Below are 24368 nucleotides of genomic sequence, written 5' to 3'. Positions count from 1 at the left end.
TGCGCAAGATACAACCTCGAATAAGGAGGAGCTCCCATGCCGTCTCATAGCAAAGGAAAAGGATGGCTAATCGCTTGCTGCCTCTGCATGCTTCCCTTCCTCCTATCCGGATGCTGGGACAAGCTGGAGATCAACAATTGGGCATTCGTGCAGGCAGCCTCCGTCGATCTGTCCAAGGACGGGCGGCTGCGTCTCACCAGCCAGATCTACAAGCCCGGTTCTACGGAGGCATCCAGCATGTCCCCCTCCACCGGGGCAACGTTCTTCAACATCTCCAGCGAAAACGCCACCGTATATGGCGCCTCGCTGACGGCGGGCAACGAAACCGGCCGAAAGCTGCAGTGGAGCCATATGGAAACATTGATTATTAGCGAAGCTTTCGCGAGGAATCGCAATATCGGCGAAGTGCTGGATTTTTTTTCCCGCTCCAACGAACCGAAGAGCACCTTGGCGATTGTGATCGCCAAGGGCGATGCAAGATCGCATCTGGACGTCAAACCTCTCGTGGAGAACAACGTCGGCACGCAGTTGGCCTCCAGTATCCAGAATGCCCAAATGCTTACGGGAATGTCGTTGTCCGTAAGCCTCAGGGAGCTTAGCATCCTGGCGAAGCAGCGGGAAGCGACGTTCGTTCTTCCTTATCTTCCTTTCACGGGAGCAGGCACCATCCCCCATACGCCAACCTTGGCGCTGTTCCGATTTCCCGAGGGCAAGCTGGTTGACGTCGTGCCGGTCTCGAAGACCCCATTACTGCTCATGCTGATGAATCGTTATCGTAACGGTTTCGTCAATATCCCCTGCGGCGAAGACAAAAACAACGGTCAGGGAAGCGAAGCGTTTAAGATCGGGTCTCTCCGCAGCACAATCAAACCTCGGCTGATCAACGACCAGTTGACGGTGCATATTGGCGTGGAGATATCGGGCAGCGTCAAGGAGCTTGTCTGCACCAGCATCGCAACGCAAGGCGACGTGAGCAGCTTCACCGACAAAATCGCCGGAAAGCTGGAGAAGCAGCTTGCCTCGACGGCCGCTTACTTGCAGGAACAGGAAGCTGATGTGATCGGAGTAGGCGAACACCTGCACCGCTGGCATAACGGCCAATGGAAAACCTTGCGGCAAAATTGGAGGGAACGCTTCAAGCAAGCAAAATTCGAGATTAAAGTGCACGTACGTCTAACCAATACGGGCATCGATGCGGGCCAACCCTTCACTGCCAACGAGCCCTGAATATCCGGCATACGGTTATATTCGAATATCAAAAGATTCGGAATAGCCGTCTGGCGGTTATGGAAAGATTAGAACGACAATTCTGGAAGGAGCGATAGCATGAGCACAGCGGACAAGAAAAACGAAGGAAGAGTAGCAGGAAAAGTAGCGGTCGTTACGGGAGCAGGATCCGGCATTGGCCGGGCAGCCGCGTTGAGGCTTGCGGAACAAGGAGCAATGGTCGTGCTGGTCGATCTTGTCGACGGGAGAAGCCAGGAGGTCGAAAAGGAAATTCAAGAGCAAGGCGGCGAAGCCTTCTTTGCCGATACGGACGTATCCGATCCCGCCCGCGTGGAACGGGCGCTTAAGCAGGCGGCCGACAAGTACGGACGCATCGACATCCTGTTCGCAAACGCTGGCGTAAACGGAACGCTGGCGCCGATCGAACACATGGAGCCCGAGGACTGGGATACGACGCTTGGCATTAATCTTAAGGGAACGTTTCTAGCCGCCAAATATGCCATTCCCCATATGAAGGAGAACGGCGGCAGCATCGTCATTACCAGCTCCATCAACGGCAGCCGCAAGTTTACCGGCTTCGGCATGTCCGCTTACAGCTCCTCCAAGGCCGGCCAGGTCGCCTTCGCCAAGATGGCGGCGTTGGAGCTTGCGCAATACGGCATTCGCGTCAACGCCATCTGTCCCGGCGCCATCGAGACCAATATCGGCGAGAACACGCACAAAACGCCCGAGGTGGACGAAATTACGATTCCCGTAAAGTATCCGGAGGGCAATCAACCGCTGGAGCAGGGTCCCGGCAAACCGGAGCAAGTCGCCGATCTCGTGCTGTTTCTGGCTTCGGACGAGTCCAGCCATATATCCGGCACGGCGATTTATATTGACGGCGTGGAGTCGCTTCTGTAAATGATCGAATAGTCCCGTTCAACTGAACGGGACTATGCTTAACATTACGGGGCGTTCGAAATCCTCATCTCATCGACTACCATGGATGTTCCCGCTCCGCCAATTTCAAACAGGACTATATCGAATTTCTTCTCTGAACTCCACCCTGTAAGGGCTGGGATATTGTATCTAAAAGTTCCAGTCTCCAGTGTATCCGCTTGAATGACTTTGTCACCGGTTCCGTCATTGAGTTTTAACGCCCATTTAGCGCCATTGATCAGATTCGGAACTTGAACGATTAGAATAGGGTATCGATTTAAATCGTATTCCACTGCTCGGATCATATTTCCGTTAGGACCACTTACGGCGGAAAGGGTTGTAAGACCGTTCGAAGAGCTTGCGATGGCATTGTTACGGACCGGCCAATCCGCGACATTGCCGAAATCCTCCAGTGTGTAGGCAGGGATCGATAGTAGATCGACTTTAAAACCCGACCCTGGCGGACCTACGACATATAACAAAATATCAAAGGTTTGTTTGCCGCTCCAACCCGTAATAGCATTCAGGTCATAGGTCAAGGTTCCGGTTTGAGAGGTGTCCGTCTGCACATTGATATCCCCCGAACCTTTGTTCACTTTTAATGCCCATTGGGTCCCGGTCGAAACCTGGGGTACGGTAATCTGCAATAACGGCGAATCCGTTAGATTGGCAGTTACGTTTTTTCTTACAGAACCATAAGGACCGACTGCTGCGGATACTGTAGCTACCCCCGAAGTTGTTGAGATGGATGCATTAAATGGATTCGTCCAGTCCGATACATTATTGAAATCCTCCAGTACTGTTGCAGGGATGGCATGGATCGTATCGGCTTTTACCCAACCATTAACAGCAAACAACTTGACTTTAAATGTCTTCTTACCGGACCACCCCGTGATCGCCTTCAAGTCATACGTGAACTCTCCGACCTGGGAGGTGGATGTCTGCAAGTCAATATCGACTCCGCCATCATTGACTTTTAATGCCCAATTCCCTTGCACTTTATCCACCTTGATCGTCATTTGAGAGAATGCGTCTACGTCATAGGTAACTTGCTTGGCGCAATATCCGTAGTTGAGATTGTTGAAGGAATAGTTGAATATCGTACCCGCTCCGCCGATCGCATACATACCTGAATTTACCCGTTCGGTCCAGTCTTCCACATTTTTGAAATCTTCCACAGTGGGCATAACATTCGGAACATTTGGCAGGGAGAATGTGGATGAGTTAAAAGCAAAGTTCGTAGCCGACCCGGAATCAATGCGAACGCCGTTCAACAACCAGGTAAATTCAATAACCGCGCTTGCCATAAACAGACTCGGCCGAACGCCGCCGACGGTCGGATTATTCGAACTGCCAGGAAGAAGCATCTCAGCAAAATCCGGGGCGCGTATCGCATCGCGCAAATTGGCTTCGATAAATTCCTTCGCTTGCTTTTGACCGCTATAATTCAACAGACCATAAATGGTTAAAGATGCGTTTGGATATTTCATTGCGCCAAAGCCGCTCATTTGTCCGCTTGGATTATGAATGCTTATAAAATAATCTTTTAATTTGGACAAAGGATTGGATGACAAGCCATTAACCGCAAGCGCGCTAATTTTAATATAGTCGCCCCCAAGGCTGACTGGACCCGATATCGTATCATAATATTGATAGATTTGCTGAGGCTCTGCGAAGAACCAAGCCTCCATATTTGCAATCATCGATTGTTTTTTAGCTTGCCACATCGTGATGTCGGCTGTTATCCCTAGTTCGTTGGCTATTTTTATAGCAAAATCCACATCGAAAAGCCACGAGGCGACGAAATCCAAATCCCTGGACGTAGGCGGAGTATTGACCCCCTCCATAAACCAGTACGGGTGATCCTCGGCCCAATCGAGATGCCGTTTTAGATTAGGGTATACGGTCTGCAGTTTGTTCAAATCGTTAGTATTTTTATAAAGCATCCATGCTGTCTGAGCTTTTCGAGTCGGCAAAGATTCTCCTGCAAGCGCTCCGTTGGAATCGACCAGACTCATTAAGCCCAAATAGGCGTTCCATGCTTCTGCAGGCATCATGTAAGATAGAAACTGGTAACCGAACAGGCTCTCCCATTGCGCCGATCCCGGATTGCGCGGCTCGCCGAAATTCCATAACGAAGGCTTGCCCGTCATCATTTGCGGATAGGGAAAAGAGGCAGCATTTTCCGGTAGCGCTTTCATATAATTCTGCAAATAAAACGTCCAGGCCTTGTAATAGCTATCGCGATGCTGCTGAGCGGTTACCCCATAGGGGTTAACCGTGGAGAATCCCCAAACGGAAGGCAGCGGCGCTTTCCGGAGTTGCGTGTCCATATAGGCTTTGGCAGCCGTTAATCGATCCGTTACTTTAAGGGTAAACACATCTTTAGCACGAGAAATCGCTACGGTACTGCCTTCGGATGAGGAGGCAACGCCTATGCTGACCGCCATCCTCCCGCCTGAATTAAAATGTTTTCTAAAGCTCCATGTAGATGCTCCAAGAACAGGGACCTCATTTAACGCTACCGGGGTTGTATCCGCAGTCAGTCCAACAAAATGAACGGCATAATAATAGTTGGCATCCGATACCAACAGGACACGGTTGGTGCTGTCCCATTGTGCGCCGCCCGAGCCGGTGATCGTCCCTTTTACCAGAATATCATTGGGGACGCCCGAATTATTTTGGAGATAACGGACAAATGTGCCATTGTCATCCACAAAAAAATCGTAGCCGCTTAAGGATTGGTTGACCAAGCCGGAGTAAGTTGCATTAAAATCGATTTTGTAAGGATACCAAGTAGATTGAACGGTGCTGGCCGGGCTTCCGTTCGTTCCGGTAGCTACCAATCTTGTATTCACTACGGAAGGCCATTTGAAAGTGGATGATTTAAACCATCCGCCCAAATGAGCCGCTAATTCTCCATCCAATGCCCCAGGCGGCGTTGATGAGTCCCCCATGTTGGCGTTCAAAGATAGGCGGCTACCCGGATAACTAAGCCAGCGGGGTTGTTGAGCGCTGCTGTCCGCAATACTGTCGCTGTTAAAAGCAGCGTCTCCCGCCATCTCCACATTACCAATCAGTGCAGCATGAGCTTTCATAGATCCAAAGGAACTTTCGAGCAATGTTGCAAGAATCGCGAATACCAGGAAATACAGACCCGACTTTTTGGTTTTCCGCATCATTTCATGCTCCTCCCCATAGATTAAGATTTCATCCCGTTCAATCACCCTCGGCAGATGAAAAAACACAGTCAGCAGCGAGTCGCAAAACACACATCTCAGTAATTGCGACATCACCGCTGACTGTTAGGCATACCTGTTACACGTTTCCGTCAATAAAGCTTTGACTGACGATACGCAGTTGATTGATCGTAATGGAAGCGCCCGGCTCGCCGATGACAAATATTTTGATGATGAACTCCTGCTCCCCGGTCCAACCTAACATTGGTCCATAATTAGTCAGATTGTAGTTTAATGTACCTACCAATCCGTTTTCCTCCTTCAGGGCCTGATCAATTGCAAGACTTGTATTCTCAATCTTAATTGTCCAGTTATCCTTTGCAGCGGAGGTGCGAATCTGCAGAATCGGCGTTTCATCCACATTCACTTTTACTTTAACTTTCGTGTAAAAATGTTGCCATGCCGGATTTGCCAAATCTGTTGTCGTTAAGCGAATGCCATCCGCTCCGCCGTTTACCTGCTCGACTTTAATACCTCCTGGATTGAGTGGATATCCGTATTCCCACTGCTGCAAGTCTGTGAAGTCCGCTTGCCAGCCTAAACCTTCGGCCAGCACTGTCACCGGGAACGTCATCGTCAACGAATGATACCCGGCTTTTGACAACGTCAACGTAACATTTGCTTCTCCCTCGGATATGCCACTAATCAATAGTTGCCCGTTTTGTACGGTTGCTTGAACGATAGCGCTGTCGCTTGATACCGGAGCAATCGTTACGTCGCCTGGAACAGCCGCAACCTGCACTCTTTTGCTCGCATCGACCGAAACATACTGCGGCGCAATATCGTCAACCGTAATAGCCGACGCGATGTTGTCGAGATAACTCTGGCTGACCATACGCAGTTGATCGATCGTAATGGAAGCGCCCGACCCGCCGACAACATAAACCTTGACGAAAAATTCCTGCTCCCCGGTCCAACCTGACATCGGTCCATAAGCCTTTAGATTAAAGTTGAACGTATCTTCCGATCCGTCCTCCCCTTTCAAGGCCTGCTCATCTCCGAATTCGCTGGTCCCGATTTTTACCGTCCAATTTTTTGCTGCGTCGGAGGCGCGAATTTGCAGAATCGGCGTTTCATCCACATTTACCTTTATTTTTGTGTAGAACGGTTGCCATGTCGGACTTGCCTGATCGGTCATGGTTAGTTTAACGCCGCTCGCTCCGCCATCCAACTGCACGACATCAAGGCCGCCCGGGTTCGAGGAATATCCGGCATTCCACCGCTGCAAGTCTGTAAAGTCCGCTTGCCAGCCCAAACCTTTGGCGAATACCGTGACTGAAAATGTCTTCGTTGCGGACTGATATCCAGTCTTCGACAACGTTAACGAAATCGTCGCATTCCCTTCGGATACACCTGTAATCGACAATTCCCCGTCTTGTACGGTTGCCTGAACGATAGCGCTGTCGCTTGATACCGGAACAATCGTTACGTCATCCGGAACAGCAACAACCTGCACCCGCTTGCTCGCATCGACCGAAACATACTGAGGGGCAATATCCGCAACAGCGACATCCGGAATGCTGACGTTTACATGAAAGGAGAGGCTCCGATCCCCATAAAATGCTCTTTGTAATAGAATGGTTATCGTTGTCGTCCCTTCGCTTAGCGCTTGCAGCTTCAACTGATTCCCCGCCATCTGAGCATTGGCGATCTCTGGATGTTCCGAGGTCAATTCATAGTTGACAAGCCCCGGAGTTGTCCGTAGTGGAATCGTAGTATCCGTATATGCCTCTACTTCATAGTCGGCAATGGTTTGCATCGTGATCTCGGGCTTGCTCATCAGCTTCAACGTATTGAAGATTACCCGCCCGCCAAGCTGCGAAGCGTAGATCCGCAGCTTAAATGTCTGCTGACCCGTCCAGCCCGTCAATGCTTCCAAATCGTAGAGGTAGTCGCCTGTTCCTTGTCCGATCTCTCTTACAACCACTTCTTCATTGCTTTCGTTGATCAAGCTGATACCCCAACGAGCGCTAGCCTCCGTAACAGCGAGCTTTAGCAGTTGGATCGTACCGGAATCGGCTTCAATTACCGTTTCGATATAATTGTCCTGCAACACGTCAAGCTGAAGCTTTCCACCGGCCTCGTTCACGTTTAACTTTTCGCGATCCCAAGTCCATGCATCCAAACCTGCCTGTTCATGCTGCCATCCTGTGATTGCGGAAACACCCACATCGAATGTACGGATTGTATCCGAATAGCCATTTCGACTGGAAACAACGGTAATAACAGCGTTTCCGGCAGAGAGGCCTGTCACAGTGAGTACGTTGTCAACCCGTTCAACTGCTGCTGTCGTATTTTTGCTGCTCGCAACATAATAAGTGACCGCGTCTTGCAATTGGAGTCTCACTTGTTCCCCAACGCCAATGATTTGATCCTTGAGCGGCGATTCCGCTATTGCCGGCAAATGAACGGGCTTATGATCAGGCGCATCAATAATCGCAGATGTGCCGCCCATCCAAGATCCCGACAAATTGATTTGCTTCTTGGAAGCGTCCAGTTTGTAGTTAAGCGTCGATCCATCCAATAAAATATTGGAAACTTCACCGTCGGCCTCAAACAAGTTCGTAAACATCGGTTTGCCCATATCCATACGATAACCGTTGCGCTGAAGCACGTTATCGACGAGCATAGTGGCTCCAAAAGAGGATGGACGTACGCCTTGCGGATATGGCACTCCCGGCACCGAATACTGTTCGGCAAAGAAATGGGCTTTGGTCACATCCCTTATCATTGTTTCAATAATCATTTTTGCGTCTTCTATAAAGCCGTTTTCAATTAGGCCGTAAGTCAAATAACCAACATCCGGATGCTTCGGAATAAACAACCCTGCAAATGGCGCTTCCGGGTTCATATTAGCTTTCAGTCGATTATATAAACTTTCACGCAAAGTCGGGTCTAAATCCGTAATATACATTCCCGTGGAGGTCCAAAGCGGGTTGCCCGGCGTAAATTCGCCATTAACCACATTGTAATATTGGTAAGGCACTCCATCTTTCCAAAAGGTAGTTGTATATTTTTTGTATAACTCCTTATAGCGATCTTCCCAGAAGTCAATCTTGTCGGTATATCCTAATATGCGAGAAATCTCCATTGCGAATTCGATATCCTTAAGCGCAGAGACGGCAAATTCCGCGTCAATGACAGCAGGATCGTCGACGCCGGGCATAATCCAACGAAGATGATCGATTCTCCACAAGAGATACCGCTCTAGAGCGGGGTAAATCTCTTCCAACGAATCCGCGTCTTTGGATATATTGTAAAGGATAAGCGCCGTTTGAGCCTTTCTGGAAGGCAGGCTTTCCCCTGCCATAAGCCCGTCGTCATCCACCAGGGACATCATCCCCTTAAACGCATCCCAAGCCAAATCGACGTCAATGTATGCATACTGTTGGATCGACAACAAACTTTCCCACGAAGCGGAATACGCCGCTTTTTGATCGCCATGTCCCCATAGCGAAGCCTTCCCTGTCACGATTTGCGGATAGTTAAAACCGACTTCGGGAGCAGCGGCCAAAATATTCGAAGCGGTAAACACCCAAGCCTTGTAATATTCCTGTTCAATCTGTTCGAATGTGACGCCTTGCGGTTCAACATGTTCCAGTTCGAACTTACCAGGTTTAGGTACTTTGGCGAGATATTGATTCCAATTATCCAATCGTTCCTTAAATTTACGATCGCGATCATTGTTCTCAAAAGGATTGCGAACGGATTCAATCATACTAACCTTGCTGTCCGCTGGCGTTCCTATGCTAAATGCTGCGGATAACCCGCCGGGCGGCAACGCATCAAGTTCGAAGTCCATCAGCCAGTACCCTTTGCCATGGGGTTGCGATGAGCCGTTGTCAATCAGCATATCCGCATAGCTTTCGAAATATCGAATACCGCCAGAAGGCTGCTGCCCGAAGGAAATCGCATACTGTTGATCCTGCAAGGTTGTACCCGTCGATACGTATAGGGTATTTATACCTTCATCCCATTGGATATCCCCTTTGTATTGCCCGAACAAAGAGATGAAATGGCTAGTACCGTTTTGCTTTGCTTTAATGGTTCGTACAACCGTGTTCTCGTCATAAAAGAAGTCTGCCCCTTCCAGTTGCAGACCGCTATTGTAGTCCGCCCCGAAGGTTAGCTCATGCGGCGCCCATGTTGTCGTATAGTCGCTCGCTTCCGCCAATGTCGATTGAATCTCGACAATATCCAATGTATTTATTTTGAGATAGCTGCCCTTGCCCACCTGGAATATGCGCAGCAATACATCCTTCTTGCCCGTCCAGTCCGGAACCATCTTGGCAATATCAACGGTTTCCGTTCCGTCACCCGAGCCCTCCGCGCGTAATACCCGTTCATCTCCACGGTCGCCTTTACTCAAGTCGTAGATCTTAATGGCCCAGCTCCCGGTTGTTTCTGTATGAAGCTGAAGTAACGGATTCTTATCTAAATCTATCGCTATCGATTCGCTTGTTAGAAACTGCCAGGGATAGGTCGCATCGTTTTTTACAGACAATTGCATATAATTCGGATTGAAGTCAACAATGGCATCCTCGGGATATTCGAACTCGCTAATTCTCCATTTGTCCGGATCGTTAAAGCTAGCCGACCATACGTTCTCGACAGTCTGATCCGTATTCGACTTATCAAAGATTCCCATTACTTTATCCAGGGTATACCCCTTGTAATTCGTTGGCCAGGGGCTAAGAAAGCCAATATTCAAGGGAAGGATTGGGCTATTGCTATAATGCACCTGTGTCGTTGGGTCCGGCAGATGAAAGTCGAAAGGATTGACGACAATCCTGCTTTGCGGCACACTCATCCAGCGACGCTGTTGCGGACTATCCTTTTCTATTAATTGCTGACTTAGCATGGGATCTATTGGCTCGGTTGGATCGATTGGGTTTGTTGGATTGGAGCTCCCCCCGCCAGGGGCAGTCGATCCCGAAGGATTCGTCAAGTCTTGAGCTGTTAGGTCCTTACCCGCAATCTTCGCGCTTATACCCGGAGCGATAATGATCTTGCCAGGTTGATTATCCATCACTACTCCGCCAGCTTGAATATCGGCATTGTCTATCCCATTGGCTCCCGTAATGGTTATTGGAGCTTGGGCGATGAATTGCCCCACCGTTGATTGCTTATCGAGATGGAGCTCGCTCCCTGTCCCCTTGTTGCCGAGAACCATTTCGTCCACCTTAGAGTTGTTTAAGCTAATGTTTGCGGGTTTCACCAGATCCAGGGCGTGAATGACACTGTTGTCTGCAACGACTTTCGTTTGCTCCTTGTTCACGACAACCTTGCCCTTAATTTGAGAATTAGAAATAATTACACCTTCAGGCCCACCGCCATTAATGATAATATTTCCTTCTACCTCGACCCCGTCCAGTGTGACGACACCGGCATCGACTCCAACCGTAAGATAGAGATCGCCCTTTATTGTCATGTTGGTAAGAACAACATGATTGCCATTAATGATAATGCTTTTTTGGTAATCCCCTGAGTACGTACCTCCATCGTTAATGATTTCATCTACGACATTATCGAAAATTTGAAAGGCTTCCGCACGGGTTAAGCGACCCTTGGGGTCGAATTTATTTCCGATCTTCCCCTTGATATAGCCTTTCTCTTGCATGGCTTGTACCGCTTGACGACTCCAATCGGCAATAAGCGCTGCATCGGCAAACTTCAGAGAAGGAGCTTTGTCGCTTGCTTGCAATTGAAATACACGGGAATAAATGACCGCGGCTTCCTCGCGGCTAATAAAATCGAGCGGCCTGGCATGTCCGCTTGCATCGCCCAATATAAGTCCGGCAGCAAACGCCTTCGAAAAGTCGGAAGCATACCAGGCATTGGAAGGTACATCGGCGAATGGCTTATTGCTCGTTTCTTTCAGGTTCAATATGCGTACGATAAAGCTGGCTAGTTCCGCCCTGGTCATTGGATGATCAGGCTTATACGACTGTTTGGAATCTCCTCGGATGATCCCCTTATCTATCCATTTTGTCATTGCCCGTTGTGCCCAATGATTTTCCAATTCCGATTTCTGCGCTGAGACCAAACCCGGATAGGAAATCAATAGACATGCGATAACAAGTAATGAAATAGGCCTGCTTAATCTCTTAAACCTAAACATAGAATCCCCTCCCTTTCTTCAAATCGATGATTAACTCGGCAAATCTATGTTGAAGCCATTAATTACAAACCGCTCCACTGTATCCATATGCGCCATAGAACACGCCATCGTAACGCTTTCTCCAGGGAAAATATAAAGATAGTTATGATCAAATGATGTAAACCTGGAAGCTTCTTTTTCTTGAATCATCACGCCTACTGCCGTAATATCGGAGACGTTCCGAATCTGCAGTTGCCCTTCTCCCATAAGTTCCACGGCTACCGATGCTTTAGGCAGCTGTCGCAGCGGTCGATAAGGGGAGAGCAAGTCCAAAGAGTACAGGTACGTGTTGGAGCTGACAACCTTATTCCCTTTATCCCTTACATGTAATCTCAGGAAGAATAGGGAGTACGGAGTCTCTGAGACAATCCAATCCAGCTCGCCTGCTTGCGTTGCAAGTTGTTCGGAAGTACAGGTAAACCTGTCTTGCTTATACACCGTCCCATCGATCCCTACAATTTCGGCCTGTACTTCAAAGGTCTGTCCGTTTGTTCCAAGCTCATCGTGCAAGTACAATTGACAGCTGAAACGCTCGCCTTCGCTAAACTTGATTTTGTCGTACTTCGCCGAAATATGGAGCGGGGAAAATGCGTTTTTTACGGCATAATAAGCCGGTTTAACCATTCCGTCATATTCGATTACAGATGTGTTCGAGTTGTTGGCAAAGGGTTCATTTCCCATCCAGATAATAAAACCGGATGCGTATGGCTCCCTTCTCCGAGTCGCTTCGATCGCATAGCGCAGCGATTCCATCTGCACATACCGGCTGGCTTGACTGTATATTTGCAATTCATTATGATGGCGACTCCATTCGCCGAATAACCGGTTCAACTGCTCCCATTGAATCCACCATGCCCCCCGATGAACCCAATACGGATTTTCCTTTGTTGGAGGCCAAGCCGAACAGCCTATCGCATATTTCTCGATATTTTCCGCTCTTGAAATACCGGGGGTGCCCATCTCGGACAGCAATAGAGAGTCGTCCTTGTTAAAAAATTCGTAGTGGTCCGATTCCAAATATAACCAGGGTCCATGCACATCATGATGAAGCCCGTTGCCCATATGTTTGACATTAGCATTAAAGCTTGGGCCGGAGGCGCTTGTCGGCAAAAATCCACGGCCAGGATCAAACTCCTCGACAACTTTTTTTAGTCTCGCAATATTTGCATGTCTCTCATCGACAGGCTTGAACCCTTCCCACATGAGCTCGTTGCCCCCGCACCAGATGACAAGACTTGGATGCGATCTTTTTTTCTTAATGGCATGGACGGCCACCTGCTCCAAATCATCGAGAAACTTGGGATCATCCGGCGGTGTATTATTGATTCCGCTGGAGGATTGCAATAATTCCTGCCACACCATAAGTCCATTGGCATCACAATATTGATAGAAATCCTGCTTTTCAATAATGGCGCCGCCCCAAACTCGCAAAATATTGACATTCATATCTTTAAATCGGCCAAGATAGTTGGCATATTCGTCCGCCTTGACATCTCCATAAAATGGGCGAATAGGCACCCAGTTAACACCTTTCATGAAGATCGATCTGCCATTGATTACGAGCGTATAAGGTAGAGCGCTTTCAGGTGAATTCGGATTTTTAATAATTTCCAATTTACGGAACCCGATGAGCTTCCTATCATGGCATTCAATGGTATGCTTATCATTAGCGATCTCAATTCCAACCTTATACAGAGGCTGATTTCCGTACCCGTTAGGCCACCATAATTCAATGTCATTCACTGAGAGTTCGTCTTCCATGCAATAATTCCCGCATTCAAGCTCCTTCGTATGAACGGCAAGCGCCTTCTGCTCGCCTTGGTCTGTCATGACCTTATAAGAGATCGTATAGGAGCCCCGTCGCTGAACCGTCACTTCCGTACGAAACCGCACACGGCCGTCGATCATGTTATCCTCTACCATCGCATTGGGGTAGAAGTCATTGATTTTGATCTCGCTGTAGGTTTGAAGATAGACGTCTTTCCAAATACCGACCGGGACAATCCTCGGACACCAATCCCAGGCATAGTTGAAACGCGATTTCAGCTTTCGGATTTGATTGGAATAACCGAATTGTCCGTCAATATCCGGCGCCGCATGAAAGACGACTAACAATCGGTTCGATCCATTCGTGCGGATCCGGTCTGTTATATCCAGTCTCACGGGGATAAACATGCCTTCAAAACCCGCCACTTTGCTGCCATTGAGATAAATTTCTCCGGAATAATCCAATCCTTCGAATACGAGTTCGCACCGATCTTTCAGCCAGTCATCGGATATGCTGAAATTCGTTTCATATACCCATTCCCTGTTATCAACCCACTCGCCGTCCAAGCTGGCCAATCCTACATTGGGGTCCTTCAGCCACCCGTTCGCCATTAAATCCGTTTGCACGCTGCCGGGGATCCTTGCTTTCATATGCCCAATAGCAGGAATGATTTCATGACCGAGCTCCATGGACTCATATAATCGCCATTGGTTTTTGTAAAAGCCCATTAATCCCCATTCACATTCATTTAAAGATACGGTGTTAGTCAGCTTTTACACTCCCAATCCTTGAAGTCTCTATGATCGAATACATTTCCTATAAATTCTCAACCAGCGGCGCTTGCTCATGGAACAAATTCATCCGATAAGGCTTGCCGTTTTCCAAGCGGTACCCGTTCTTCATAAGTAAGCATTCTATTAATTGCGCACATCCGAAAATGGATGGCCTGACACCCGTCGGATGAGGTTTATCCTCCACATCATACTGCTCCGCAAAAAAACCGGACATCGTTACATCGCGGATGCATACCTCGACAAGCTGCCGTGCCTCCTCCAGAAAACCCAACTGTATCAAACCGTAAATGTCGAAGTTAATATCCGGATGTTTGGGGTATGCAAGTCCTCCAAACGGTTTATTCGGGTCGAATTCCCCCAGGAACCGGTTAATCAAGCTCTCCGCATAAGGCGTTTCCAAGGAAGGGAGGTAAACGCCCGTCAGCACCCAGGAGGTCCAGCCCGGGTTTCTCGCTTCCGTCGCGGTATCGTAATATTGATGAGGAAATCCGCCCGGCGAGTCCCAGAACCACGCTTTGTAATTTTGCAATAATTCGGCATACGTTTCTTGCCAGATCGGAATCTCGTCCTGCCTGCCGAGCAATTCCGCCATTCGAATGAAATAAGAAATATCGATAAGGGCGGACACGACGAACTCCGAATCTTTCGAATTCGGGTTATTAATCGATCCAAGAATCCAGCGCGGGTTGTCCACGCGCCAACGTAAGTATGAACGGATTGACGGATACACGGTCCGCAAGGAATATATATCTCCGGTTAGTTCATATAAAATCATGGCCGTTTGCGCTTTTCTGGAGGGCAGACTTTCTCCGCCGAGCATGCCGGTCGGGTCAACCAAAGACATCAGACCTTTAAACGCTTCCCAAGCCACGTCGGGATCGATATACGCGTACAGTTGTATCGCAAAGAGGCTTTCCCATGCAGCCGAATAAGGAGCTTCGTGAGCACCGGACCCCCATAACGAAGGTTTGCCGCAGCATAATTGGGGGTACGGATACCCAGCCTCGGGCGATACGTCCAGCACATTGGACGCCAGGAAAATCCATGCCTTATAATACTGCTCCTCCGCTTGATCGGGTGTTACTCCTTTGGTTGGAACATGATCAAGCGAAAACAAAGAAGGCGATGGGATCTTTTCCAAAAATCCGTTCCAAAATCGTTCATTCTGTTGCCTTTTTTCCTCTAAACGTTCGTCGACCGACTCCCGAAGCGAAATCGCGCTCAAATCGCGCACCAGGCTCTCGACCGTTTCAAGCGGACCCGGGAAGGAGACCAATAGATGAATGCCTTCTCCGCTGCTCCGAACAGGTTTAATCCGCATCTGCCAATACCCGTATTGCGGAGGCTCCTCCAATGCCCGAGCGCCGCTTAAATAATCGCAATAATTGGCATAGTAAACCATCCCCTCAACGTGTTCTCCTAATAGTCGAATCGCGAAGGCATACCGTCTGTCTTCTACAACAAGCATGGCCAGGCTGGGTTCATACGTCAGCTGTCCCGTATAACGGCCGCCCAAGATGATGTCGGCGCCCGACGCCTCTTGCGTACAAGTTAAGGATCTACACACCGTGTTCGTGTTATAGAAATAGTCTCGCCCTTCCAACGTCATATGATTACGATAAACCGCTTGAAAGGCAAGTTCGTGGGGCGCCCACTCGGTTTCATAGCGGATAGCATCCGCGTAAGGATTCAAAACACCCGCAATCTCCAGTTTTTCAAAGGTTATGGATTTGCCAAACCCATAAGCGTATAACCTCAGCTTAAAACGTTTGCGTCCTCCCCATCCCGTCGCTTCGGCAATATTAGCGTTAAAGACGCCCGAGTTGGAATTTTCCGTAATCAGTTCTATATCTTCTCTTGCAGACTCCGCCTCAAGCGGCGCGACTTTAATGCTCCATGCGGACAAACATTCCGGCACAACCACATTCAGCATTGGCGTTTGATCAAGGTCAACCTCAATTTCGGTCGTAAGATACTGCCAGTAATCTCTTGCATCGCTATTAACCGTAATCGTAATGCCGGAGACGCCGAACAGGGCGGTTCCATGACCGGGCACATCATATTCGCTCATTGTCCACCGGGCCCGATCAGATACATGTAATACGCATCCCTCGATTCGCTGCGGTGAGCGATGGGCATCCGTGTGGATCATAATCATATCGCCAAACTCGAACCCTATCTCGGACTCGGAAATATGCGGAGCGAGGTATCCGATATTCATAGGCATTGTGGATCGATTGCTGTACGAAGAAGGGGACGTCGTCCCCGCCTTCTTGAAATTAAACGGATTTACAACGACGCGACTACCGGGAAGGCTCAGCCACCTTTGCTGGTTGCCGCCCCTTTCCCGCAGTTTATCAACGGTCCAAAGTACCGTCATTATTGCTCATCCAAGAACACTTGCAGTTGTTGAACCAATTCCGCTTTGATTTTCTGAATATCTGCCTGGAGTTGCTTGTCTTTCAACAGATTCTGTTCTTGTTTGGCTTTGTTGTCCGCAATATTTTTAATGAGTCCCAGCTCAAAACCTGCGTTTTCGGCGGCCATTTTTGCAAATGAAGGGTTGGTCATTTCGGTTTTCACAGGCTCCCCGTTAAAAGTAAAGCCGGCGCTAACTTGTTTGAGGAACGTCGTATCTTGAGCAACATAACTGTAATACTCCACTACATCTTGCGGATAGGCTTCTGCAAGACGCATATAGTTCGGATTCCAAGTTAACTGGTACCCAGGAAATGCATAGTTCTGGCCAGGATCCACACCGTCCGGAAGTTTGTATTTATCGTCCCCTACCGCAACCCAGTTTTTACCTTCAATTCCGTATTCAAATAAGTCGTGATTTTGTTGGCTTGCAAAGATCCAATCCAGGAACATCATAGAACGATCGGCATTCTTAGACGAAGCGGGGATGCTCAAGAAGTTCCAAAACTTAAATTCGGTTAGCAGAGAAGCCGGTTCCATGTTGCGAACGTTGTTCTCGTACACATATACACCCAGCTCGCTTCCCGGCACTGCCGCTTTTAATGCGTTCTCTAGAGCGACATAGCTGTCTAACGTCTGCATGTACGAGCCGGCGGTGCCTGCAGTAAATTGATCCTGCGCATCCTTGCGGTTGATTGCATTGGATTCGATGTAACCCTTCTCGTTCCAATTCAATATCTCTTCATTGGTTGTGAAGTCGAGTGTTTGAAAGGGCTCCGGAAAATCCTTCAAAACATCCGTGCTTTCCCCTGGCAAATAGGCTGCTTTAATCTTGTTGTCTACAATATGCAATTTGGCTACGCCAGCGGAGCCTGTCGATACTTCCCATATATTATTTTTGGCCTGATCGATTTTAATGGCTCTATTTCCGTCAATAATCCATGCTGGCGGGTATTGATCCTTATTAAAGATATATGGAGTAATTCCAGGCTCATTATTTTTTACTGCATCAAAATAAGCAATCATATCGTCATAGGACTTCAGTTCCGATATACCGTGTTTTTTGGCCAAGTCTTTCCGGTAATACAGCGCATATACGGGAGCATAACCTTGACCAAGCGGTACCCCATAAACATGCTGCTGCTTATCGGGACCAACAAATTTATTGTTGCTCAGCAAGCTTTCGCCGAACGCTTTTTGCAAGCCCGGATATTGATCGTTATTAAAATACTTGTCCAATTCAATATAGCTGCCGTTAGCGATCAAACCAGGCATGTTCAACCACGGTGCATCGAAGGCCAGGTCGATCTTTTGCCCGGCTGACAGCATCAGCTTTATTTTATTGCCGTAGTCGGCCAGCGGCGTCCAAGTCACGTTTAAGTCAATGTTCAAAGTATCTTTGGTCTGCCTTTCGAATTCATCGACAATCTCGTCGAATTGCTTCGGCTTATCCCCCCAGAGCATGACCTCCAGCTTCACAGGCTCCAACGGAGTATTAACTGCAGGCGATTCCGACGAATTGTTTTGCGCCGAATTTGTCGGTGACGACTCGCCCCTATCCGGTGTCGATGGCGAGTTTTTTCCGGTGCATGCTGCAAGCATAGAAGTACTCATGGTGACTGCAAAGATCAAAGAAAGTGTCTTCTTCATACCTTTTTTCATATTTAACCCCTCCGATATTTTTATATGCTAATTCAGCTTTGCTGATTGTAGCTGTGATTTATCCTTTTATTGCCCCGATTTTCAAGCCTCCTACAAAGTATCGCTGCAGGAACGGATAGAGAAAGATAATCGGGCCGATTGTAACCATGGCGGTCGCAAGTCTTACGGTAAAAGCAGGAGGCCGCTGGGTGTTGATAACCGAACCGGCCGTACTTGAGACTGCGATATTCTGCGCAATGTCAATGTTGCGAATAATCTGCATGATGATATACTGCAGCGAGAATAACTTGTCATTGTTAATAAACAGAAGTGCCGGTTGCCAGCTGTTCCAATACATAAGGGCATAAAACAAACCAATGGTTGCCAACGCCGGCAATGACAACGGCAATACAATTTGCCATAAAATCCGCCATTCCCCTGCGCCTTCCAGCCTCGACGATTCGTACAGCTCATCCGGTATCTCGTTAAAAAAGTTGCGCATGAGGAACATGTTCCATGGATTGAGAACAAAAGGGATAATATAAACCCAAATGGAGTCCGTTAGCTGCAAGTATCGGGTTACTAAAATATAAAAGGATACAAGTCCGCCATTAAACAGCATCGTGAAGTAGAAAATGAAGTTAATGTGGTTACGGTAATACAGCTTTCGACCTGATAAGGCATAGGCGATCATACTGGTAACAATCAAGCTGATAAGCGTACCCGCAACGGTTGTAAATATGGTTACTAGATAGGCTCTCGGGATCGTCGGAGTGCTTAATATGGCTTTATAAGCAGCAATAGACCAAGTTTCAGGAAACAGGGAGTAGCCGTTCCGTATCAATTCCACTTCATCGGTCAACGAGCTTGTCAATACGAGTACAAACGGATAGACGCAGGCCAGAGAAAACAATGCCGTAAATAAGTAAAATAAAGCAGACAACGACCACAAAGATGATAATTTCATTACTTTCACCGCTCCACTCTAGAAAATGGATGAATCTTTATCGAATTTTTTGACAAGTTGATTGGAGAGCACGACAAGGATGAACCCGATAATCGATTGATACAAGGCTACGGCCTGGGACATCCCAAATGAGCCTTGCGTACGCAACGCGCGAAATACATAAGTATCTATCGTGTCCGTTGTCGGAAACAGGAATGAGTTATCCCCGACCAACGAATAGACCATATCCAACGTGCCCGAGAATATCCCGCCTAATGCAAGCAAAAACAGCATAATGATCGTACTTTTAAGCATCGGCAGCGTAATTCGGAAAATGCATTGGAGTCGACTGGCCCCGTCAATCTTTGCCGCTTCGTATAGTCCCCTGTCTATGCCCGCTATTGCCGCCAAGTACACAATGGCTCCAAAACCCGCGCCTTTCCATAAGCTGAAAAAGAGCAGAATAACAGGCCAAATCGAAGATTCCATATAAGCATCCGAGATACCCAACCATTTCATAAGTCCGTCCAAGGTGCCCGTATCCGCAGTCAAAAAGGCTACGGAGAACAGCCCGACAATGGGCCAGGATATAAAGTTGGGCAAAATCATGATCGACTGCATTCCTCGAACAAACAAGCTTTTACCAAGCTCGGATAACATGATGGCAAGAGTAATGGACAGCAGTGTTCCAAATCCAATGAATAGAAGATTAAGAAAGACCGTGTTAAACGTCACGGTAAACCAATCTCGGCCTCGAAAAAAGAACTCGAAGTTTCGCAAACCAATGAATTCGCTTCCAAAAATACCTTTGATAGGGTTGAAATCTTGAAATGCCATCGTAATGCCTGCGAGCGGCAAATAAGAAAATATCAAGCTGAATAACAGAGCCGGGAGCGTCATTAGATATATGTAACGATTTTTCACCAAATCTCTTAAGCCCTTATGTTTCAATTTACTAACACCACCATTTTGTTAGTGCGAGGAACCAAACGCGTCAATCGCCCCAAGCACCTCATCAAGTTAATTCGCTTCCAATAAATCTTAAGCAACCTCCCCATTCATTTTGTAACCTTACTTTTTTATTAATTTCTAATAAATAACCTTTCGAAGCAAGTATATGTCACTTCACATTTTTGTGTCAACACCTTTTATTTTGTGTTTCCTTTTTTCTTGTTTCCGCTTTCATTCATTACTGAATAGCGATAAATTCAACATTAAAGACGATCAAACCACTTTGTTTATTTTGTTGACTTGTAAAGTTACAATATTATATAATTGCGATAATGCACATATAGGTTTTTGTTATCTTTTGGAGGAGAGTTGAGTATGACTAAAGAAAAAGTAACCCTGGATAAGATCGCCAGTAAACTCGGGATTACTAAGGTTACGGTGTCAAAAGCACTTAAAAACCAGCCCGGCGTCAGTGAGGCATTAAAGAAACAGATCATAGAGCTTTCCAATCAAATGGGATACGTAACCCGTAAAGAAAAACCGATTCAGACCGTCTATAAGTTGGGACTCATCGTCCCGAAACGTTTTTTTCTGGAGATCGATGATTTCTATACGAAGATCTTTTATTACTTGAATCGAGAGTGTGCCCTCTTGCACTATACTTTGAACCTTTACATCCTCGAACCAAAGGAAGAAGATGCCCTAAATTACCCTTTATCGTTTACTCAAGATCAAAGCGAACTGAGCGGCTTGTTTATTGCGGGTGAAATTAAGAGCGATTATTTAAAATTGCTTTTAAATCTGCCCATACCAATCGTTGCGATTGACTTTTACAAAAACAACCTGCGATTGGATTATATCGTGTCTGATAATTACCGGATGGGTTATTTCATAACTAATTATTTGGTTGAAAAAGGTCACCATACTATTGGTTTTGTCGGTAACCCGAACTATACCAGCAGTGTAATGGATCGATACTGCGGATATTTTAGAGCCTTAACGCAGCACGGACTGGAAATTCGCAAAGAATGGCATATCGTCAATAACGATGAATCGGGAAAATATCACTTCGACTTTTCGTTGCCGGACCAGCTCCCTTCGGCATTTGTTTGTTATTGCGATATGGCTGCGCATATCTTGTTATCCAAGCTCCAAATAAATGGTGTTCGGGTACCCGAGGATGTTTCGCTTATCAGCTTCGATAATACGGAGATCAGTCAAACTATGGTCCCTGCACTTACGACGATGCATATCGATAGATTCGAATTTGCAGAAAAGGCGTTAAAACGAATGCAGTGGAGACTCCAGCATCCCGATGAAGAGGCACAGTTTGTGTACGTGAACTCAAAGTTAATCGAAAGAGATTCCGTCAAATCATTATCGGATTCGCCCCCATTGATTCCTGATCCGGATTACGCCATCGGGGAACGTTAGTTGAATGACAACAGCGACAGCCAAGGACGAGAAATAAAGTCCTTGGCTGTCGCTGGTTCATTTTCCATGCTCAGTCTAAATTATATTCCGTTCTGGAGCCGGAAAGCGCCATTCTGGGGCTGGCTCAGGATTCGTTAACTCGGATATCCGTCTGTTTTTGTTGAGCAGTTTGCCGCCGCGGCAGCTGCTCCTTATTTTGTTAAGCTAAAGAGCAGATCAATAAAACTCCAAAAAACAGGAAAAAATCAAGGAGCTCATTTCTCTTTATTGGAGGTTATTACATCAATATAATTTATATAGGTCTTATCTTTATTCACTATCGTCAAGAACGATATGAGGTGTTCGATTGTTGGAGCAAGTATTGCTTGTATCTATGTTTACTTTTATTATTCATCTTTCGGAGACTCTTACCTATTCTATTCGTTTGGCAGGTGTACGATTAGGGAAATTGGCAGTTGCTTTATCCTTATCGGGGATCATACTGCTCATTTCAAGAACAGCTAATATGCTACAGGCCCCACTTACAGGTAACATTATTGATTTATCAAAAAAATTCAACTTAGAATATAATCTAATTGATCAGTTTCGTATTATTATCGGTGCGGCAACAGTAGGAACTTTTACAGCTTTATTACTGTTTCCATCCGCAGTTTTTCTATCTTCGAGGGTAATCTCTCATTTAGAAGTTGCAGGATCCATACCTCAAATGGTCCGTTCTTCTGTTTCCTTTCAAAAGATAAATCATGCACGATATCATTTGCGATCCCCAAAGTTATCGATGCTGTCGCGATTGAGGATCGGAGGTATTCCCAAAAGGCTAGTGGTTCTTAATTGTCTGGTGACAGCCATTTACACAATCGGTGTGTTAGCTGCTCTACTGGCTTCAACTTTAACGACAGAATACTCGATTACCGCATCACAAGCATCTGGTCTAATAAATGGAATGGCGACCATTTTACTTACCATACTTATTGATCCGCAAGTTGGTTTAATGACCGATAAAGTCCTTAAAGGTGAAAAAAAGATCGCTACACTTAATAAGGTTTTTGGTTTATTAATGATATCCCGATTATTAGGAACTGTTTTTGCACAGGTATTACTGGTGCCAGCTGCTTATTGGATAAAATGGATTGTATCTGTTCTTTGAATAGGATTGCATCACAAAGCCCAATCGAACATATTGTTTGGGCTTTTCTTTATGATTACTTTGCTTCTCTGCGTACTGTAAAATAATTATCGATAATGGGATTATTTCGAGTCCCCGATCGTGTTATATGCAGGAGGCGAAAAAATGGAGAACAATTCTTTATTGCGAACGGATAAAGAATTGGCTGAACTATATCAACGGCATGTAGATCGAGTTTACAGGCTATGCTTTATCTATTTGAAGAATCCCGTTGATGCAGAAGATGCTGTTCAATCTGTATTTCTAAAGCTGATCAAATACCAAATGGTTTTCAATGACCGCGAGCATGAAAAAGCGTGGTTAACGGTAACGACCAGAAATTACTGTAAAGATGTTCTTAAAAATTGGTGGAAAACCCGTCGAGTCGCTTTAGACGCTTTACCTGAGGTTTCTTCTTGGGATGGTGCAGAGCCGTCGGGAAACGTGCTTGCAAGACTACTTTCACTTCCCGAAAAATACAAAACCGTTTTATATCTGTACTATTTCGAGGAGTACACCGTAAAAGAGATCTCTGAGATGTTGGGATACAAAGAAAGCACGATTCAAACACAACTATTCAGGGGTCGCAGACGCCTCAAAATTGACTTGGGAGGGAAGCTCCTTGAGTAACAATAATATTAATCGACTTTTCGAAGCTCTTACGCCAACTACCGAAAAAAAAGAAGTGATGTTTCATAACATTTTAGTGCAAAGCAGGGATGGAAATAAAAAAAATAGGGGATTTATTTTTTCGAAACGTTTAAGACCCGCTTTATTGGTTGCTGTATTGATGGTTTGTTTAGCCACAACCGCTTTTGCAGCGGCATATATGAAATTAGATGATGTGTTTATGAGATTTCTTAATCCGGTAAACCAAGAGCAAGCAGAATATTTGTCAAATGGCGCTTATGTGGTTGATAAACAGGTAAAAAATAAGAACGGAACGCTTAAAATTAAACAAGTCATTGGCGACAGTAATCTGACCTATATCTTAATGGACTTTGCAGCACCTGAAGGTACGGTATTAGACGCGGCACGGTATCGCTTTTTAAATTACGACATTACAACAAATCAGGACTATAAGAGCGTAGGCTTTAAAGTGCTTGACGATGGCAACCGCAGTGACAATACAATTAGTTTGGCTATGAGCATCCTAACGAAAAACTCCATCGCTGGTCAAAACGTTCATTTTCAACTCAAAGATCTACAAGCGGCAGGTCCGTTTCCTGGCATTTTTACAACGGTCATACCAGACGTTTGGGAAACGGATTTTAAGCTGGATTTCAAGGAGTACTCTACTCCTTATGAAGTCAACAAAAACATTGCCATGTTTGGTTATGGAGCGGTACTAAAAACAATCTCCGTCTCGCCGATTTCGATTTCATTAAAGATAGAGAGCAGTTCAATGGATAAGATTAACGAAGCTGCTGGCTCATTAAAGGAAATTGGCGTTAACCAACACTTGGATAACTATCCGATCACGATAAAGTACCTGGACGGTACGGTGGAAACAACAAACCTGTTTAACGGATTGCATTTGACGGAGAATGGCACTCGGTTATTTACGGTTAAAACATTTGAAAATGTGATCAATGACAAGGAAATCGTATCCATCGTCTTTTTTGATAAGGAAATACCGATTAGAAACTAAATCATAGACAAAAAGAGTGAGCAAGAATCAAGGTACTTGCCCACTCTTTTTGT

The 24368-nt window shown here is 46.5% G+C and carries 13 protein-coding genes; 6 read left to right on the top strand and 7 right to left on the bottom strand.

What is annotated here, in order from left to right; genetic code table 11:
• Positions 1 to 36 precede the first annotated feature (36 nt).
• Both H7F31_RS11750 and H7F31_RS11745 read left to right on the top strand, forming a co-directional pair.
• Positions 37 to 1227: a Ger(x)C family spore germination protein gene (locus H7F31_RS11750; protein ID WP_187104336.1), complete on the top strand. Its 1191-nt coding sequence runs from the start codon at positions 37 to 39 to the stop codon at positions 1225 to 1227.
• 99 nt (positions 1228 to 1326) lie between these two features.
• The gene (locus H7F31_RS11745; protein WP_187104335.1) at positions 1327 to 2130 is read left to right on the top strand and encodes an SDR family oxidoreductase; all 804 of its coding nucleotides are present in this window, start codon (positions 1327 to 1329) and stop codon (positions 2128 to 2130) included.
• 44 nt (positions 2131 to 2174) lie between these two features.
• On the opposite strand, the gene H7F31_RS11740 is transcribed toward H7F31_RS11745, so the two are convergent.
• From H7F31_RS11740 to H7F31_RS11710, 7 genes are all read right to left on the bottom strand, one after another.
• A complete protein-coding gene (locus tag H7F31_RS11740; protein ID WP_187104334.1) occupies positions 2175 to 5330 on the bottom strand; it encodes a hypothetical protein in 3156 nt (1051 codons plus the stop codon).
• A gap of 136 nt (positions 5331 to 5466) precedes the next feature.
• Complete coding sequence (locus tag H7F31_RS11735) at positions 5467 to 11508, bottom strand: S-layer homology domain-containing protein (protein WP_261800390.1); 6042 nt, start codon at positions 11506 to 11508, stop codon at positions 5467 to 5469.
• Between the two features lie 30 nt (positions 11509 to 11538).
• Positions 11539 to 14043, bottom strand: a complete 2505-nt coding sequence (locus H7F31_RS11730; protein ID WP_187104332.1) for a glycoside hydrolase family 2 protein — start codon at positions 14041 to 14043, stop codon at positions 11539 to 11541.
• Positions 14044 to 14131: 88 nt separating this feature from the next.
• On the bottom strand, positions 14132 to 16489 hold the full coding sequence (locus tag H7F31_RS11725; protein ID WP_187104331.1) for a glucosidase family protein: 2358 nt from the start codon (positions 16487 to 16489) through the stop codon (positions 14132 to 14134).
• The gene (locus H7F31_RS11720; RefSeq protein WP_187104330.1) at positions 16489 to 18189 is read right to left on the bottom strand and encodes an extracellular solute-binding protein; all 1701 of its coding nucleotides are present in this window, start codon (positions 18187 to 18189) and stop codon (positions 16489 to 16491) included. The genes H7F31_RS11725 and H7F31_RS11720 overlap by 1 nt, the downstream gene beginning before the upstream one ends.
• 58 nt (positions 18190 to 18247) lie before the next feature.
• Complete coding sequence (locus H7F31_RS11715; RefSeq protein WP_187104329.1) at positions 18248 to 19135, bottom strand: carbohydrate ABC transporter permease; 888 nt, start codon at positions 19133 to 19135, stop codon at positions 18248 to 18250.
• 18 nt (positions 19136 to 19153) lie between these two features.
• Positions 19154 to 19951 carry an ABC transporter permease subunit gene (locus tag H7F31_RS11710; RefSeq protein WP_246608524.1) on the bottom strand — a complete coding sequence of 266 codons (798 nt, stop codon included), beginning with the start codon at positions 19949 to 19951 and terminating at the stop codon, positions 19154 to 19156.
• Positions 19952 to 20440: 489 nt separating this feature from the next.
• Here H7F31_RS11710 and H7F31_RS11705 point away from each other — a divergent pair, with 489 nt between their 5' ends.
• From H7F31_RS11705 to H7F31_RS11690, 4 genes are all read left to right on the top strand, one after another.
• The gene (locus tag H7F31_RS11705; RefSeq protein ID WP_187104328.1) at positions 20441 to 21499 is read left to right on the top strand and encodes a LacI family DNA-binding transcriptional regulator; all 1059 of its coding nucleotides are present in this window, start codon (positions 20441 to 20443) and stop codon (positions 21497 to 21499) included.
• A 346-nt stretch (positions 21500 to 21845) separates the two neighbouring features.
• Entirely contained in the window at positions 21846 to 22646 is an 801-nt protein-coding gene (locus tag H7F31_RS11700; RefSeq protein ID WP_187104327.1) for a lipid II flippase Amj family protein, read from the top strand.
• Between the two features lie 144 nt (positions 22647 to 22790).
• Positions 22791 to 23294: an RNA polymerase sigma factor gene (locus H7F31_RS11695; RefSeq protein WP_187104326.1), complete on the top strand. Its 504-nt coding sequence runs from the start codon at positions 22791 to 22793 to the stop codon at positions 23292 to 23294.
• Positions 23287 to 24315, top strand: coding sequence for a DUF4179 domain-containing protein (locus H7F31_RS11690; protein ID WP_187104325.1), 1029 nt, complete (start codon positions 23287 to 23289; stop codon positions 24313 to 24315). The genes H7F31_RS11695 and H7F31_RS11690 overlap by 8 nt, the downstream gene beginning before the upstream one ends.
• Positions 24316 to 24368 lie beyond the last annotated feature (53 nt).

The organism is Paenibacillus sp. PAMC21692 (genome assembly GCF_014303795.1).
In the GTDB taxonomy this organism is placed as follows: Bacteria; Bacillota; Bacilli; order Paenibacillales; family Paenibacillaceae; genus Pristimantibacillus; species Pristimantibacillus agaridevorans.
This window is presented reverse-complemented; position numbering and strand designations above follow the sequence as displayed.